General features: G+C 43.2%; 19 protein-coding genes and 1 pseudogene. 16 read left to right on the top strand and 4 right to left on the bottom strand.

From position 1 onward, the window contains the following. Positions 1-193 precede the first annotated feature (193 nt). Together AUJ82_07470 and AUJ82_07465 are read left to right on the top strand one after the other, a co-directional pair. Positions 194-397, top strand: a complete 204-nt coding sequence (locus AUJ82_07470) for a hypothetical protein (GenBank protein ID OIO58822.1) — start codon at positions 194-196, stop codon at positions 395-397. Further along, positions 391-582 (top strand): hypothetical protein, encoded by a 192-nt coding sequence (locus tag AUJ82_07465; GenBank protein ID OIO58821.1) that lies wholly within the window; start codon positions 391-393, stop codon positions 580-582. The genes AUJ82_07470 and AUJ82_07465 overlap by 7 nt, the downstream gene beginning before the upstream one ends. A 28-nt stretch (positions 583-610) precedes the next feature. Here the strand turns inward: AUJ82_07465 and AUJ82_07460 are convergent, their stop codons facing one another. Next, positions 611-973 (bottom strand): hypothetical protein, encoded by a 363-nt coding sequence (locus AUJ82_07460; protein OIO58820.1) that lies wholly within the window; start codon positions 971-973, stop codon positions 611-613. Between the two features lie 170 nt (positions 974-1,143). On the opposite strand from AUJ82_07460, the gene AUJ82_07455 reads away from it, so the two are divergent. The 14 genes from AUJ82_07455 to AUJ82_07390 all read left to right on the top strand — a co-directional run bounded on the left by AUJ82_07455 (position 1,144) and on the right by AUJ82_07390 (position 12,616). Then, complete coding sequence (locus tag AUJ82_07455) at positions 1,144-1,884, top strand: hypothetical protein (protein ID OIO58819.1); 741 nt, start codon at positions 1,144-1,146, stop codon at positions 1,882-1,884. A gap of 50 nt (positions 1,885-1,934) precedes the next feature. Beyond that, entirely contained in the window at positions 1,935-2,714 is a 780-nt protein-coding gene (locus AUJ82_07450; protein ID OIO58818.1) for a flagellar basal-body rod protein FlgG, read from the top strand. 45 nt (positions 2,715-2,759) lie between these two features. After that, positions 2,760-3,569 (top strand): flagella basal body P-ring formation protein FlgA, encoded by an 810-nt coding sequence (locus tag AUJ82_07445; protein ID OIO58817.1) that lies wholly within the window; start codon positions 2,760-2,762, stop codon positions 3,567-3,569. Further along, on the top strand, positions 3,541-4,170 hold the full coding sequence (locus AUJ82_07440; GenBank protein OIO58816.1) for a hypothetical protein: 630 nt from the start codon (positions 3,541-3,543) through the stop codon (positions 4,168-4,170). Before AUJ82_07445 ends, AUJ82_07440 begins: the two co-directional genes overlap by 29 nt. A gap of 7 nt (positions 4,171-4,177) precedes the next feature. Continuing rightward, positions 4,178-5,278 (top strand): flagellar biosynthesis protein FlgA, encoded by a 1,101-nt coding sequence (gene flgI / locus AUJ82_07435; protein ID OIO58815.1) that lies wholly within the window; start codon positions 4,178-4,180, stop codon positions 5,276-5,278. 19 nt (positions 5,279-5,297) lie between these two features. Next, a complete protein-coding gene (locus AUJ82_07430; protein ID OIO58814.1) occupies positions 5,298-5,600 on the top strand; it encodes a hypothetical protein in 303 nt (100 codons plus the stop codon). Positions 5,601-5,614: 14 nt separating this feature from the next. Further along, positions 5,615-6,136, top strand: coding sequence for a hypothetical protein (locus AUJ82_07425; protein OIO58813.1), 522 nt, complete (start codon positions 5,615-5,617; stop codon positions 6,134-6,136). 18 nt (positions 6,137-6,154) lie between these two features. Then, the gene (locus tag AUJ82_07420) at positions 6,155-7,588 is read left to right on the top strand and encodes a flagellar hook-associated protein FlgK (protein ID OIO58812.1); all 1,434 of its coding nucleotides are present in this window, start codon (positions 6,155-6,157) and stop codon (positions 7,586-7,588) included. Positions 7,589-7,641: 53 nt separating this feature from the next. Further along, positions 7,642-8,550 carry a hypothetical protein gene (locus tag AUJ82_07415; protein ID OIO58811.1) on the top strand — a complete coding sequence of 303 codons (909 nt, stop codon included), beginning with the start codon at positions 7,642-7,644 and terminating at the stop codon, positions 8,548-8,550. A 36-nt stretch (positions 8,551-8,586) separates the two neighbouring features. Continuing rightward, positions 8,587-9,039: a hypothetical protein gene (locus tag AUJ82_07410; GenBank protein OIO58810.1), complete on the top strand. Its 453-nt coding sequence runs from the start codon at positions 8,587-8,589 to the stop codon at positions 9,037-9,039. Positions 9,040-9,081: 42 nt separating this feature from the next. Further along, positions 9,082-9,375 carry a hypothetical protein gene (locus AUJ82_07405; GenBank protein OIO58809.1) on the top strand — a complete coding sequence of 98 codons (294 nt, stop codon included), beginning with the start codon at positions 9,082-9,084 and terminating at the stop codon, positions 9,373-9,375. Between the two features lie 552 nt (positions 9,376-9,927). Continuing rightward, the gene (locus AUJ82_07400; protein ID OIO58808.1) at positions 9,928-11,019 is read left to right on the top strand and encodes a hypothetical protein; all 1,092 of its coding nucleotides are present in this window, start codon (positions 9,928-9,930) and stop codon (positions 11,017-11,019) included. Positions 11,020-11,029: 10 nt separating this feature from the next. Beyond that, positions 11,030-11,773: a hypothetical protein gene (locus AUJ82_07395; protein ID OIO58807.1), complete on the top strand. Its 744-nt coding sequence runs from the start codon at positions 11,030-11,032 to the stop codon at positions 11,771-11,773. A 3-nt stretch (positions 11,774-11,776) separates the two neighbouring features. Continuing rightward, a complete protein-coding gene (locus AUJ82_07390) occupies positions 11,777-12,616 on the top strand; it encodes a manganese ABC transporter permease (GenBank protein ID OIO58806.1) in 840 nt (279 codons plus the stop codon). Positions 12,617-12,618: 2 nt separating this feature from the next. On the opposite strand, the gene AUJ82_07385 is transcribed toward AUJ82_07390, so the two are convergent. The 3 genes and pseudogenes from AUJ82_07385 to AUJ82_07375 form a co-directional block, all read right to left on the bottom strand. After that, positions 12,619-13,392: a hypothetical protein gene (locus AUJ82_07385; GenBank protein ID OIO58805.1), complete on the bottom strand. Its 774-nt coding sequence runs from the start codon at positions 13,390-13,392 to the stop codon at positions 12,619-12,621. A gap of 87 nt (positions 13,393-13,479) precedes the next feature. Next, positions 13,480-14,040, bottom strand: coding sequence for a putative Fe-S cluster assembly protein SufT (locus AUJ82_07380; GenBank protein OIO58804.1), 561 nt, complete (start codon positions 14,038-14,040; stop codon positions 13,480-13,482). 297 nt (positions 14,041-14,337) lie between these two features. Then, positions 14,338-14,566, bottom strand: a pseudogene (locus AUJ82_07375) (hypothetical protein).

Below are 14,566 nucleotides of genomic sequence, written 5' to 3'. Positions count from 1 at the left end.
ATACAGCACAAAAGGGTAAGAAGCTGTCCTGCTAAACGAGGCGCGCGGTAAGGATCCTAAACATAGCGACACGAATGGTGTTCTCTGAATAAGAAGGGTTATGCTCATAGTCCTCCCCATCTCAAACTCGAATTGCAAGAGTATGATACAATACTGTTGCAATGGACAAACAAAACTACTTTTGGGAGCCAAAATGCACTCCAGAAGCTCCGAGGAAACGATAGGCTATATGGCAACCATCTCGATCCACTTACCTAAAAACGCCTTGAAATCGATCACGTTTGATAACGGCCTGGAGTTCTATGACCATCAGATGCTTGCCCTAAAGTTCAATATCCCGACTTACTTCTGTGACCCTACTCCTCTCATGGCAGAAGGGGGGAGTAGGGAATGCTAATTGCTAATGGCCTCATCAGGGGTCGCTACGTGCCTAAAGGCTCTTCTGAAAAGGATTTTTCCCCTTATCAGCAACAAACCTTCATCAAGAGAATTAATCATACTCCAAGAAAGTACCTCAATTACTTAACGCCTATGGAATCTTTCTTCCGCTTCCTTCACCCTCTTTTCTTTCTTTTCACCTAGTGTTGCACTTCGAGTTTGAAATCGGCTTTCAGAAGGCTCGATTGCTATTTTTTTTGATATTAATCTCAATTTTAACTTTTCGCTCAGGCAGTGTTTTTTTGCTTTGAACAGTTTTTTTCTCGAATGTGTACGGATTAACTTCGTCAATTTTTTTCTTAACTTCAGTTGGTTTTTTTTCTTTAGTCTTTTGGCTGCTCTCGATGTCGCGGTCAAAGATGCTGCTAACATCTTCGCTTAAGAATGAGGAAAAACGGCTCCTGCCTTCAGATTTTCCGGTGTCTATGCTTCTGCTACTAAAATGCTTAGAAGTAAATTCTGGCTTACTACTGTATTCGGATTTTACGGTTAATATGTTCTTTATTGATTTTAGCGACTTAAATATTGAATTCATAGTTGATAGTAACTCATTTTTTACTAAAATCAAATTATTGATTCACTTTTGTTATTAGTAGTTGTATGTCTATTTTTGTGACCTAATCGCTAAGCGTGCCCACCAAAGCCTTGGCGTAGGCGGTCCGAACACTCCCGTTTAATTGGCATAGCTCTTGCTCTATCAGGAGTATGAATCCAGGATTAGATTACGGTGCCTCTGCTCTCAATGCCTTACAGAAATGGCAGGATGTCACAGCGCTCAATATCTCCTCTAATGTCTACACGGGGCATAAGCAGCAGGTCGTTGCGTTTGAGGCCGCTGGTGGTACTAAAGATGCTTCTTTTGATAATGTTATGCAAGCGGTTACGCCAAAGGCTGTGGTGACAACAGATTTTGCCCCGGGTAAGGTAATCCCTACGGGTAACCCCACCGATATCGGTATCACAAGCGCTAAGGGCTTTTTTAAGCTCGAAACCCCAGGGGGGGATGTTGTTTACTCTCGTGATGGCGAATTTCACTTTAATCAAGATTATACACTCGTAAATAAGCAGGGCTACATCGTCCAGGCAAATGGGGGCGCTATTGTTAAAAATCCCAACAAGGGTGAAATTAGCATAAATCCCGATGGTAAGGTTTATCAGGGTAAAACCCTTATCAATCAACTGACTTTGTATGATTTTAACGATAAAGCAGCTCTTATTAAGGTCAATGGGGGATATTCTTTCCCTCCAGATAAGCCAGTTCCTGAGGAGGCCGTAGAAAAGCCTACTTTTCTTCAGGGTGCTTTGGAGCATTCTAATTCCAATCCTATAATGGAGATGGTCGCTTTGATTCAAGTATCTCGTGCCATGGAATCTAATATGACGGCTATGAAGAGCCTGGATGAGCAAATGGGTCGCGCTATCCAGTTTCTTAACCCTATGGGCTAATATTAATGTTTTTTACAATTGATTTTTAACGACTAAACGCAGGACAAATTATGGGATTAGCTATATACGCAGGCGGTACAGGGATGGATGCAGAGCAAATTAATCTGGATATCATCGGTAATAACTTGGCTAACGTGAACACTGTGGGGTACAAGCGTTCTAAGGCCGAATTTCAGGACTTGTTGTATCAAAATGTCCAAGCCATCGGCGCGGACTCTGGTACGGGTAATGAGGTTCCCACGGGCGTCCAGGTCGGTAATGGTGTGAAACTAGTCTCAACGAGCAAAATATTCACTCAGGGCGAACTCACGCTTACTAATGAGGATAAGGATATTGCGATCGATGGTGTAGGCTTTTTCGAGGTCACTATGCCGGATGGTACCAAGAGCTACACGCGTGATGGCGCTTTCAAGGTAAACTCCAACGGAGAGTTCACAAACAACAGTGGTTATTTGATCTCAGGTTTTCAGTCGCTTCCGGCGGATGCGCAAAAGATATTTGTTTCCGATAATGGTCAAATTACGGTCCAATCGGCGAGTGGCTCCCAAACCTATCGTCTCCCTATTTACCGTTTTGCTAACCCAGGGGGCTTGAAGAGCATCGGGGGGAACTTATTAGTCGAAACGGATGCCAGTGGTACAGCCGAACAGGGTAACCCTGGTGAGCTCGGTTTTGGTACTTTAAAGCAGGGTTACTTAGAAATGTCCAACGTGAAGCCGGTTACCGAAATGGTCAATTTGATTGTCGCTCAGCGCGCCTACGAAATGGATTCCAAGGTCGTCCAGGCTGCTGATGAAAATATGTCCAAGATCAACCAACTGAAGCGCTAATTTAATTAAGGTACAACCATGAGATACCTCGTCATATCACTCCTAATGTTCGTCTTCACAGCCTTACAGGCTGATTTAGCTTCAATTCTCGAGCCGATAAGTCTGCCGTCTCTTTCTCAGCACAAGGTAACGGGATCGCTCAGTAAAACCCCAATTACAGTAGCTCAGAATGATACTGTCTCAAGGGTGTCTTCAGAGAAGAAAATCGAGAAAAAGATTTTTGTTATTACTTGGGCGGATGTTTCCAATGCCTTGAAGGAACAACTTTTCCTTAAATACGAACTTAAGGGTGATTTTAGAATGACTCCGGCAACGCTTTGGAGTGGGGTCAGGGCAACTAACCCCGATTGGTCCGTTGAATTAAACTATACCCCTCCCGATGGCATTTCTTCACGTTTTGTTATAGGGTTTGCGATCTACGCGGATGGCCAAAAACTCGGGGAATGGAAAATCCCTGTCCAATGCGAGCTCTGGAACCCGATCCTGGTCGCTAAAGAGTTTATACGCCGCGGGGCAGCTCTCGATAGGAGCATGTTTGAAGAACAGTCAATTGATACCCTAAGGGTAAAACAAGATATCCTACCCAGGGATGTTGAGATCGATCACTACGAATCCGCCCATGCCATATCCGTTGGCAGACCTCTCCTGTGGACTTCTGTTATCGAAAAGCCCCATATTCGCAAGGGTCAAGTCGTAGAGCTTGTTGCCAAAGAGGGTATGATGAGAATCACCACTAAGGGCCAAGCCCTCCAAAATGGGCTTGTCGGCGAATTCATCAGCATCCGCAATTTAAAATCCAGAAAAGACATCCAAGCCCAAATTCTAGATGAAAATACCGTACAAGTATATTTTTAACCTGTTTTTAATAACCGCATTTTCTTTCACTTCGGCAAATGCGATTTCGTTGTGGAGAAAATCCACAAACAACGAACGTGGCATGTTTGCAGACAAAACGGCCAGCCAGGTTGGTGACATACTCACCATAATTGTATCTGAAAGCACCACAATGAAAAACGAAATAAAGACGACCACTGATAAAGTTGCCGGCATCGACAACACCGTAACCCAATTCCTATACAGCGCCGCCGTAGACAAAGTCACCACCGTAGGCGGCGAATTCCCCAAAACCAAAATCGACGGCAAAAATACTTACACGGGTGGCGGTAAAATAGAAAACAGTAATACGCTTAATGCTCGTGCCGCTGTAACCGTGATCGATGTCCTCCCTAACGGTAATTTGGTAATCGAAGGGGCTCGCATGATTTCTTATTCAGGGGAGACTCGATTTGCTATTCTGCGTGGGGTTGTTCGTCCTTATGATATTTCAACAGAGAATACAGTAGCTTCTACCAACATTGCAGATGCCCAAGTAGAATTCATTTCTGAAGGCGAACTGACAGATGCTCAAAAGAAGGGTTGGTTGCTGAGATTTAACGATTTTGTTAACCCCTTTTAATCTTTCCATGAAATTTGTTTTATATATTTTGATTCTAATGATGAGCTCCATGGTCACCCTCATGGGCTCAAGAATAAAAGATCTCACGCATATAGAAGGCACACGAGATAACCAACTCATCGGATATGGTTTGGTCGTGGGTCTTGCGGGCCAGGGAGATAGTAATGGGATTAAATACACATCACAAGCGTTGGTTAACGCGTTAAAGGCGTTAAAGGTAAATGTAAATCCAGATGACATTAAGTCTAAAAATGTCGCTGCTGTGATGATTACCTCAAACATAGGTCCTTTCATCAGAGAAGGATCTAAGATAGATATCACCGTTTCTTCAATTGGAGATGCGAAGAGCTTACAGGGCGGGGTTTTACTACAAACCCCGCTTGTGGGCGCTGATGGTGTTGTTTATGCGGTTGGTCAAGGGCCAATCGCGGTTGGTGGTTTCCTGGGAGGCTCCGGCGGAGAGGGGGGGGCAACGGTTCAGCAAAATCACCCGACGGTCGGCATCATTACAAGTGGCGCTATTGTGGAACGGGAGATCCCAACGGAATTCATGCATCATGGAAGTTTAAACTTATTGCTGGAGAGTCCTGATTTTGTTTCTGCGGTTCGTGTTGCGGATGCCGTTAATAAAATTTTCCCAGGCACATCACAGGCTATGAACTCTGCAACGATTAATGTCCTTGTTCCCCCTGAGTATCGTGGGCAAGTACCAAATTTTATTGCTTCTATCGGAGAACTGGATGTTATACCGGATCTTGCCGCTAGGGTCATTATTAACGAGCGTACAGGAACGATTGTAGCTACGTCTAATGTTCGTATATCAACGGTTGCCATCAGTAATGGTTCGTTAACAATTTCAATTTCGAATACTCAAGGGGTAAGCCAACCAAACGCATTGAGTAACACAGGGGATACCACAACATACTCCAATACGGAGACGAATGTGGATGAAACAAAAGGCGTTTTCCAGGTCGTTGAGGATTTACCTACTATCGAGCGCTTAACCGCCGCACTCAACGCGCTTGGGGTATCTACGCGTGAAATGATGTCTATTTTGCAGGCGATTAAAAGTGCTGGGGCGCTTCACGCAGAACTTATTTTAAATTAATTTATCTTTATTTGATAACATGTCCGAAATTCTCAATAGCAACTCGCTCAATGAAGCCAATAAGCCTACTTATATGGGTATTCAGGAGCTGCGTGTGCTTAAGGGCAGTAAGAAAATTTCGGAAACGGACAAATTATCTGAAATGGACCGTCAGTTCGAATCAATTATGGTACGCATGATGCTTAAAGATGCTTTTAAAGACATTAAGGGATATGACTACTTTGTTACAGATGTTCTCGCCGATAGTATTACCTCTCGTGAACGTTTGTTCGGAATCAACTACAGTTCTCAAATTAAACAACTTTCTAACCCGCAACAGTAATAATAATAAATACTATGTTTGCCATGACTAACCAATTTCACAATCAACTTTACCAAAGTCTTGTCGAAGCGCTTCGATCTGAGATAGAAGAATATGGGGGTTTGTTAAACCTTCTGGAGGAGCAGCAAACCTATATACTGAAGCACGATTCTGTAAATGTCCTGGAGTATAAACAAAAGATAGATGAACAAATTGCCATTAACCAAGATCTTCGCAACAAGCGGGAGTTGATTATTGAATCTCTGGGCAAAAATTTGGGAGTTGCTGTAAACGGTTCTATCCTAAAACTGTTACCTCTTTTTCCGGAACAAATACGGGGATTAGTGGAGGCGCTTGTGTTGGAGGTCATTGCGCTTATTGATAAAACGCAACGAAAAGCAGGCCAGTCTCATTTGCTGCTTTCTCGGGCGTACGAAGTTACAGAAGAGGTCATACGCGCCTTTCAACCCCACAAGGTCATGAAGACTTACGATCGCAAGGGGTCTCTTTCTCTCAAAACAGGTTCAGATGGTTCTCATGTGAGTGCTTCCGTCTAACAAGTTTTTTAATAATATATGTCAGGATTATTTTCAGGATTAAAACAAGCAGCAACGGCCTTGGATATCCATGCCAAGCAGGCTACGATTGCGGGCAATAATATTGCCAATCTTAATAATGATAAATACGCGCGTCAGTATGCCATTATCTCTACAGCGGGTTCTACGTTAGCGGGTAGTGGTGTGGAAAGCTTAGGCATCGAAATATCTACCATTCAAAATGTACGTAATGTCATTTTAGATAATCAAATTGTGAAAGAGGGCATGGTGCAGGGTTCTCTAAAATCACAACAAATTTTCTCTGCAAGTATCGAAACTGCCATTGGCGAAAAAATCGATCGCTCACAAACTACAAGTTCTATCAGTACTACGAGTGATAATGGTTCAACCGGGGGAATAGCACAGGGTATTGATGATTTTTTTAACGCCTTTAAGGGATTGTCTGCTACGCCTACCGATTCTAGCCAAAAGGTTGTTTTGGTGGAAAAGGCATCTGCGTTGGTAAGTAAGTTGAACCTCGTTTCTAGTCGTCTGGCAACGGTCGATGCCAGTGCGGTTGAGACGATTAATGGAGATGTTAATAAGGTAAATGATCTCTTGGGTAAAATCGCAACTTTTAACACCGCTATATCCCGACTTGAGGTGGGTAAACCGGGATCCGCACTTGAAGTGCGGGATGAATTACAGGGGGTATATGAAGAATTAGCCCAATATGTTAATTTTAATGTAAAACCGATTGATAGTTCGCCGGGTAATGTACAGGTTGTTATCCAGGATACTTCAGGAAATGATATCGTTTTAGTCAATAAAGGCGTGGTTGATAACGCGCTCAATTATAATGGTACGAGCTTTGTTGCTAGTGGGACTTCATCGGCTACTTTGGATGTTAAATCCGGCTCACTAGGTGGGGTTCAATCTGTTAGAACCGGTGTTTTAGCCCAAACCCAAACGCAGCTGAATGCGCTCACGTCGCAAATTGTTGGTTCCGTTAATACAGCTTATAATCCTACAAGCGCCACAGGCCAGGATTTCTTTTTATCAACGGGAACAACGGCGGCAACGATTGCGCTTGATCCCAATCTTACAGTAACTTCGCTTAAAACAACGAATACGTCAGCCGCTTCTGCGAACGAGCTAGCCATTGCCGTTGCTGGTCTGGTAGACCAGACTTTCTCAACCGGTTCGGGAGCCTCAATCAATGGTACGTTTACGGATTATTTTAATCAAATAAACACCGGTGTAGCCAAAGAGGTTACGTCTGCAAAATCTGCATTATCTGGCTCAGATCTTGCTTTACAGTCCTATAAGAAACAACGCGCAACGATCGGCGGGGTTTCACTGGATGAAGAGGTCACGAATCTTATGAGATATCAGAAAGCATACCAGGCTAGTGCGCGCGTAATGTCAGTCATTAGTCAGTTAATGGACGAGCTCGTCGGATTGGTTCGTTAATTAAAGAGGCAAGCCGAGTATAAACTTTAAGGAAAAAAGGAGACATATAATCGATGAGTGAAATAATTAGAGCAGCCAGTAATACTTTTACGACAGACTTACAGATGAATTTAATGAAGCTGAATGGTCGTCAATTTCAATTAATGGCTCAAATTTCTTCCGGTCAAAGAGTGGCCGTTGCGAGTGATGATCCCGCTGCCGCAGCTCGAGCGATTGGTTATCAGTCTTTACAGCGAGATTTAACTCAATATCAAAAAAATGCTCAAAGAGCAGAAAATGTGCTCAATATGAGCGTGAATGCTATTCAAAGTCTTAAGTCAACCGTCAGCAGAGCTCAAGAAATTGCAACGGTTACGCAATCCGGAGTTTCAACAAGAAATTACACAGACTATGCAAAAGAAGTAAATCAGCTTCTGGAGCAAGCGGTATCATCCTCAAACTCGGAATACCTGGATGACCCTCTGTTTGCGGGAACAGCAACGTCTGCAAGTCCTTTTTCAACAACGCGTGATTCAAATGGGAAAATAACCGCCGTAACTTATGTCGGAAATAGTGGTTCCGCTAGTTTTTCCATTTCCGAAAATGCCATGGTGGATCCCCATACCGGTGGGGCTGAAAATAATAAGATGCTGACTGCCATTAATAATATTTTGAATTTAAGGGACGCTTTGGAATCAAGTAATACAACCGCTGTTACTTCCTCCCAGACTGCTTTAATCACTTCTGAGAACGACATCGTGGACAGTCTCAGCACCATGGGTGCAAAATTAATGCGGGTTCAGACCGCTAAATCTCAAAATAGCGCATCTTATCAAAATTTGGATAAAAGTATTTCCGGTGATGTTGATGCGGATATGTCACAAACCATTTTAGAATTAAATAAAATTCAGACAGCTTACACGGCAGCCATGCAGGGCGCCGCTAGAGTAATGAGCGAGTCTCTGATGAATTATATCAGGTAGAGCAATTTCACAATTAACCCCACAAATACTATGTACATGAAGTTAGATCAAGATAACGCGATAACAATGGAAATGCCCAAAGATGCCCATAAGATCAAGCTCGTTCGGGGGTTGCTTGGGTTTTCGGAATTAAGAGAAATGGAAATCGTTTATGATGAGGGCGAACTCCCTTTTATGCGATTAAGAGAAACGCAACAGGGTCCTACTAAGGAAGAGGCGCTGGAATTCTTTGTGGTAGAACCAGCGGGCTTAATCGATAACTACTCAATCAGAATTTCTGAGGATGATGTCGAGCAGCTCAATATTTCTGAATCGGATGGTACTTGCTTGCTCAATATTGTGACAATACATAATACCGGTGGCGGCAGGGTTGTTACGGTTAATTTGGTAGCTCCGTTATTGATTAATAAAAAAACCTTGAAGGGGAAGCAGGTTATCATAGAGAATTTTAATGAATATTCTCCCAGACACTTGCTTTATGAAGATTAATACTCTAACAAAACTCAGCTTTAATAAGAGGAGGAATCTCCTATGTTAGTTCTTTCAAGAAAAGAGGGGGAGTCTATTATTATTGGCTCCGGGGAAGACGAAATCTTAGTTAAAATAGCCAAGATAGAGAAGGATCTTGTCAAGTTAGCCATCGAGGCTCCTAGAAAAATCTCTATCTTCCGTAAGGAGGTCTTCGATTCCGTGATGGAGAGTAATAAGGAAGCTGCTTTGCGTAAGCAAAAGGGAAATCAGCGCCTGTCCTTGCCTAAAGAGGCCTTGAGGGCTGTCCAAGATAAGAAGACCAAAAATACTTCAGCTTCTTTCTTGCAAGAATAAAGCAGCTTTAACCGATTTTGTAGGCTCAGCACCCTCAATTGAATCACAATAGACAACAAAAAAGCCAAAAACATTGTTTTTGGCTTTGAAAATAGATTTGAGCATCTTATAGCACCCTAAAGTGCTATATAAACTACCAAGTACGCTTCTTATGGCGATTCTCGCGGGAACGTTTCCTGCGTTTGTGCTTGTTTATCTTTAAACGTCTTTTTTTCTTAAGATTTCCCATAATGATATAAATTACTTCAAAAATGCTCTTTAGTGAAGATACAAGCAAAATACATTTTGGGAGGTATGTAAAGCTTTTTTTTCATTTAGTGGATCATCGGGAACGAGATGCTTGTTTTTTAACCAATTAACTGACTTGAAACGTTATCGCTTTGGCCGGAAGGGGGCGGGTGTCGATAACATGGAATAAAAAATTTACAGTGCTTATTTTTGATTCAGCGAATTAATTATATTGGCATTTCCGGAACCGTTGTTTAGGATTTTGCCCTTCTTGATAATAATCTAGCTCCCTCAATTAACCTATTACATATCTCAAAAATAACAATGAAAAATTGTAGCTTTCCTCGACCTCTCTTTGTGCAAAAAATAATTTTCTGTGCCGCAATGATTGCTATTAGCCATGTCGCTTTCGCACAGGGAAATGACCATAAACTTAATGTGGTAGCAACCTACAGCATCCTTGGCGATTGGGTTCACCAGGTTGGTGGAACTGATATTAACCTCACTGTTCTGGTTGGGCGTGAAAGCGATGTTCATACGTTTGAGCCTACGCCCGCGGATGCCATTGCACTTGCGGAGGCTGATGTAATATTTGAAAATGGCCTTGGGCTGGAATATTGGCTGGATAAGCTATACAAGGCTTCGAATTCGAAAGCCGAACGTGTTATTATTAGCGATGGTATAGCATTCCTAACTGCCTCAAGCTATCTGGAACCAAGAAATAAGCAACAACCGCTCCTTGATAAAAAGGCTTGTAAACCTTGCTGCTGTTCTTGCGCACATGAGGATAAAGAAAAGCAAATCGATGCTAATAAGCCTGCTGCCGTTGCTAACGAAGCTTCAGCAACAGAGTCGCACCACGCGCATGATCATGGTGAGTATGACCCTCATTTCTGGTTCGATGTTAATCGTGCCATGATTTCGGTACTCACGATTCGGGATACGTTAGCGGATATTGATGAAAAACATGCTGCCTATTATGAGGAGCGTGCCAATACCTACATCGCCAGTTTGGTTGTTCTAGACAACTGGATAAAGAAGCAGGTGAGTGTATTACCTAAAGATCAGCGCATTTTAGTTTCTAACCACGATAACTTGGCATACTTTGCCCAGCGTTACCACTTTTGCTATCTCGGAAGCGTTTTAGACTCCGTTACAACCGATACTCAGGATCCTTCAGCTCAAAAGTTTGCGCAATTAGTTGACCTTATTAAGGCCAATCAGGTTCGGGCCGTTTTTGGTGAAAATATACAAAACCCTATCTTGATTGATCAGTTGGCGCGTGAGGCGGGTTTACCTAAACCTATTTTGCTCTACACAGGAGCGCTGGGTAAAGAGGGCTCTGAGGGGAGTACCTATGTTGACATGATGCATTATAATGTGAATGCTATTGTCAAAGCTTTGAATAATAAGTGATTATTAGATTGTGAAATTCCCCTATCAAGGACCCTGTGAACATGAGAAACTCCTGGCTGCTCCGGCACTAGAGGCTCACCATGTTTATTCGGGTTATCCGGGGGGCAATAGATCCGCGCTCAAGGATATTTCTATTACGATTGCCCAAGGCATGCGAGTTGCTCTGGTGGGGGCTAATGGCGCTGGTAAATCCACTCTCCTCAAGGCTATAGCAGGTCTGTTGCCTATTGTTTCTGGTACATTAAAGGTCTTTGGCCATAACGTGGGTGGATGTCTTCACCAAGTTGCTTATTTACCTCAAGGAGCCGCTATTGACTGGTCATTTCCCGTTTCGCTGTTCGATTTTTTATTAGCGGGTAGGTACGTTCATCTCGGGTGGTTACAGTATCCTTCTAAATCGGATCGCAAAATAGTGAATGAAACGCTGGAGCTCCTTCAGCTAGTAGAACTGAAAAATAACTCCATTCAACATCTTTCCGGAGGCCAGAAGCAGCGCGCTTTGCTGGGTCGAGCTTTAGTTCATAAGGCAGATTTATTTTTACTCGATGAACCTTTGAGTGCGATTGATGCTCGTAATCGGCACATTATTTCAATTGTCTTGGATGATTTGCGTAACAAGGGTAAAACAGTTTTTATGGCGACTCATGACTTAGGAGGACTGGAAACAGATTTTGATAATGCATACTTTATGCATGATGGTAAACAGGTCAACTCTGCTCAATGGGCCAGTAAGCATAAAATGGAGGATTCTTAATATATGCTATCTTGGTTAACAGACCCCTTTTCTTACCCTTTTATGCAAAAGGCGATATGTGGTGTTGCGCTCGCAGGGATCAATTGCTCCATTATTGGTACTTATGTTGTGCTCAGGCGTATGTCTTTTATCGGGGGCGCTCTTTCCCATACAATACTTCCGGGTATCGTATTTGCTTACATAAAGGGGTTTGCCATGGTTTGGGGAGCTTTGGGAGCTAGTGTAATAACCGCATTTGGTGTGGGTTGGCTTTCTTCGCGAAAGGAAATTAGAGAGGACACCGCCATAGGCGTCGTTTTATCTGCCATGTTTGCCTTGGGTGTTCTGATGATGAGTTTTATTCGCTCTTTTCGTGATTTTGGTAGCATTCTTTTTGGGAGCGTTTTGGGCATTACTTCACAGGATTTGCTGTTTATGAGCGGCGTTACAATTGTCGTATTGAGCGTGGTCTTTGCCTTATATAAGGAACTGAAACTGAGCTCTTACGATCCGGACTATTCCAAAACGATTGGAATTAATCCGGGTAAAATTCGATACGTTTTACTCTTTTTAATCGCTCTCAGTGTCGTTTCAGCCGTGCAGATTGTGGGCGCTTTGCTGACAACTGCCTTACTGATCACTCCTGCGGCAAGTGCTTGTCTTATTGGCCGATCAGTGAAGTCTATTATGCTAGCTTCTGCTTGCATAGCCGTCTTTTCGGGCATAGCGGGATTGGTTATATCCTACCACTTTAGAATATCATCAGGTGCCGCAATCGTGATTGTGTGCTCGCTTATCTTTTTGATCACATGGTTCTATCGCACAATTTCGGACAAATTGTGGCAGAATAAATCTGTGTGCTGATATTATTCTTTAGCGTGTTTGCCTTTATTGAAGATGAGGGCAAGGATAACGTAGAATACCACAATAATGAAAAAGACATAACCCGGAATGCGTATATAACCCATAATATCGATCACTTTAAGCAGAAGGGCAGGGGTCATTGCCAACACCGTGGTGCGTAGACACTGTAAATAGGTGAAGTGCGCGCGGATGATTAAGCTAAGAATAAGGGTCAATATCGATAATAAGAGCGCGTACAGAATTCCGGAGATATATAAGCCCAGTACAATAAGCGGGTAGAGTGTGATTCCGGACCATTTGACTGCCATGTTTAGCCATTTGTAGGCCATCTTTTGGTCTACATGGAGGTCTTTTATGTTCGCAAAGCTATACGTTCTTGTTTCGTAGCTGTTTTTGCGGATGATTACCTCTGTGCGCTGTACCAGGATTTTTGGCTCTTCTCCGTTCTCAGCAAGGGTAGCGTTCGTGGGTGAGATGAGGGCAATCAGCTCCTGTGTATCGGTATCGCGTATTTCGTACGTTTTATTGTTTGGGGTAGAGAGAATGCCTTCTTTAATATTCATATCAGGCATCTGGTCCACAAGGCCTTGTACATCCTTTTGAAGGGTATTGCCAATCCCAACTTGTATGACGAATGCTGCGGGTACAGCCAGGAGAGCTGCTAGAAAGAAGAGGAAGGCGAAGCCGGTTCCTGTCCAATTGCGGGCAACATCTCTATAAAAAGCTTTTGAGTAAAAACTCATTATTAGGGCGTAAATGGCATTGTATTTTCTCATAACGTCATGGGGTGTAGGGTTACTTACCAACAAGTAACTCTTAACCTAATGGGTTAATGCTAAACGAGCAACACAAAATTACGCTTCTTAGATGAGGCCAAGTTGCATTTTGCCTTCTTCCGAGATCATGTCTTGATTCCAGGGAGGATCCCAGACAATGTCAACAGTCGCGTCTTTGATTCCGTTGACTGCCAAAAGTTGGTTCTTTGCGTCTTCGGCGATGACCGGGCCCATGCCACAGCCGGGCGCTGTCAATGTCATGTGGACGAGTACATGGTTTCCTCCCGTTTCCAAAGGAGTGGTTTGGAGGGAGTAAATGAGGCCTAGATCGACAATGTTGACGGGTATTTCTGGATCGAAGACCTTTTTAAGGGCTGACCAGAGGGCTTCTTCGTCAACCGAGCCATCATGATTCTCGGGTGTGCTTTCTTCTTCTTGGGGGACTTCGGCAGGGATAGGCTCACCGATGGCATCAGCATCTTTACCTTGAATCCGAAACATGCCGTAATCTGATGTGACGGTGAAGTTGCCGCCCAGGCGGTGAGTAATGGTCACTTTAGTGCCGGCGGGCAGGTTTACATGATCGCCGACCGGGATCATAGTGGCCTGGCATTCGCGGGAAAGAATTTTATGGTTTTCCGAAGACATAAGGGTGCGCACGCAAGTTAAAGGCCACTAAGCTATCATCTCATGCCCCGATGTTGCAAGAAGGAATATTTTGCAATTTTACCACTCAGGTTTTCCCGACTCTGTTTCCCAAAGGTGTTGCACTTGTATTTCTCTTTCCAATTTGTGGCTGCGTTTTCGGCATCTCAGATCCAAACCTTCATCAATAGGATCAATTAATCTCGAGGAAATTCTATTTATGATTTAACTTTTGTGGAATTTTTCTTCCGTTTTTGCGCCAATTCTTTAACTCTTTTTAAATTTTTTTCAACAAATGTTTCAATTCGACTTTTCAATCCCTTTCCATCTCAGATATAATGGCTTGAGATCGTCTTTCTTAAGCCCTACCTCCTCTAAGGTTTTGATTAAATCTTCATTGTCTTCACCACCAAATAAAAGCGTGTAGCCGTCCTTATTTGTGATGGACAGGAGTTTTATGATGTCTTCTGGGGAGAAACCGCTGTCTTTTAACGCTATTATCATCGCTGGCAATTTGCCTTCCCTTGCC

The organism is Verrucomicrobia bacterium CG1_02_43_26, from assembly GCA_001872735.1.
Taxonomy (GTDB): domain Bacteria; phylum Verrucomicrobiota; class Verrucomicrobiia; order Opitutales; family CG1-02-43-26; genus CG1-02-43-26.
Note: the sequence above shows the minus strand (reverse complement) of the source record. Positions and strands in the feature narration are given on the sequence as shown.